General features: G+C 49.4%; 1 protein-coding gene. It reads right to left on the bottom strand.

Translation table 11 applies throughout. The features are described from left to right. Nucleotides 1-216 precede the first annotated feature (216 nt). Nucleotides 217-2,459, bottom strand: a 2,243-nt coding sequence (locus ACTHUT_RS17960) for a TonB-dependent receptor (protein ID WP_440419276.1), incomplete at its 5' end; no start/stop codon positions are given.

Below are 2,459 nucleotides of genomic sequence, written 5' to 3' on the forward strand. Positions count from 1 at the left end.
AGCTTTTGGTTTCCAAACAAGGAAATATGGTGGGAAAAATGTAATAGGCTTTAAAGGAATATTTGTAGTATCAGATGAAAACGGGCAATCTTGAAATAAGTCGCTTATGATTTATGTCTTTTCTTAAGTTGTATAAAAGGCCGTCTGAAAATCAAATAATCCAAAAAGAAAACCGGATTTCCATCAACTGGGAATCCGGTTTGTTTTATTTTCAACTTAGAACGTCAGCCTTACACCGGCGCGGACGGAGCGGCCCGGCAATGGTGCGATATATTTGAGCATGGAGTTTTGCGGTCTTGCGGTACGGTTGGCAAGGTTGCGTGCATCGAGGAACCATTCGGCTGTCGATTTTCCATGTTTGGTGGTATGGCTCATGTACATATCCCACATGGTATAGCCGCCCAAAACAGGCTCTTTGTAGTTGGCAGCCATGTGGCCTGTATGTTTGGCAGGGCGGTAGCGTGTCAGGCTGGTGCCCAGTTGCCAGTTGCCTTTATTCCATGTCAGGCTCGCGCCGTAGCGGGATACGGGCATATTGGGCATGTAATAGCCGTTGTTGCGGACACGGTTGCCATTGCCTAATGTGCTGTTGCGCTCGTCGTCCAAATCGGCGCGGTTGTGTACGAAGTCGCCAAACAGGCGGGCTTCCAATGTGCCGTATTTATTCAGATCAAACCATTGGTTTACCTCCAATTCCACACCGTGAAGCTGGGTATCGCCGGAGCGCCAGTATTTGGTTGGTAGGCGTTGGCCGCCGTCATGTGCGGCATCTACTAGGAAGGTATAGTCTTTAAATTGGGTTTTATACCAGCTTGCACGGAAGCGACCGTCTTTCCAACCGATTTCTCCGTTTACCTCCCAAGTGCCTGCTGTTTCCGGACGCAGGACATCGGCTCCCCAGTGTGATTCGGAAGCCATCAGGGCATAGTGATCGCCACCTGCATACAACTCGTTGACTTCAGGGGCGCGTTGTGAACGGCTGTATCGTGCGCCTAGTTTTAAGAAGTCAAACAAATCTACGCCTAAGCCTGTATGATAGTGGTTCAAGCTGTATTTCAGACGGCCCCTCTCTTCCAATCCTTTAACGGTCGAGCTATTGCGTCCAGGTTTGTAATCACCGATGTCGACCGAGTGGCGGACTTCGCCATGTCGCCAACCCAAAGATGCATTCCAGTTTTTCCACTTGAAGTTTTCCAAAGCGAAAATGCCGTATTCTTTGCTGTCGGTATCGGGCAGGTAGGCATAGTTTCCGGTGCGTTTGCCGTTGATGCCTGAAGATTCGGTGCTGCGCTGTTTCCAATCTGCGCCCAATGTACCTTTCAACCAAGAACCTGCTTTGTGGTTGAACTCCAAACGGCTTTGGAAAGTTTTGCTGTCCAAAGTTTGCATTTTGGTGTCGCCCAAGTATTCGGATGTTGGATTTTGCGTATAGGCGGCTTGAAATTTGATGTTTTCAATCCATGGCGTCAATGGCCGGTACATGGCTTCTGCCTGCCAACGGGTTTGTTGGGCGCGTACGGAAGCGTATTCGCGTACCGGTGCTTTGCGGGTACCGCTGTGGTGGTGGCCTGATTCGGAAAAATTGTAATAGCCAAAGCCTGCAATACCGGATTTGCTCAAGAAGCGGCTGACGGATACGCCGGCATAGCTGCGTTCACCGATATGGCTCAGGCCAAAAGCAAAGTTTTGATTGCTCAAATGGCTGTTTTTCAGACGGCCTTTTTCAACAGGCATATCGTCTTTCATGGCATTGATGACTTTATTTCTAAAGTTTGGGCTGCCGTCATAAAGCGGATTTTCTACCCAATCGCCCCAGGATGGTTTGTTTAATTTGTACAATTCAGATTCATCAGGTTCCGAGCCGTCGTTATAACGTTTCCATTGTTCAATGAAAGCCGGAATGTCTTTCGCGACATAACGGTAATAGCCTTTGTTTAAGGTTTCGGTAATGTCGGGCGTAACCTGACATGCCCACATCAGGCGAGAACTAGAAATATTGGCATGATCGTAACAGGCGGCCGGTTTGGAATCGCCCGGAATACGGTAATCATTGGCATGAGTGTCTGCACCCGACAAATGCCAAGCCACATTGCCGACTTTGCCGTTTAATTTGAACGCTGCGACACGCGGCGTATTGTAGCCGCCGCTGACTTCGACTTTGCCGTTTAAATCTTTTTCAGGCAGTGCTGTGGCAATCACGCCGGTATCGACGTCAACTGCGCCGCCAATCGCGTTGCCGCCATACAAGACTGCTGCCGATGATTTTAAAACGGTAATCTTTTCCGCTATGAACGGATTGACCATCAGCGGCAAATCGGGGCTGACAGAAGCGGCATCCGAAATACCCAAACCATTTTCACTGACATATACGCGCGAGCCGCTCAAGCTGCGGATTTGCGGTACGCCGGTATTGGGGCCGTAAGCATTGTTTTGAACGCCGGAGACTTGTTCCACAGTCT

This window comes from Neisseria sp. P0022.S010, assembly GCF_051956635.1.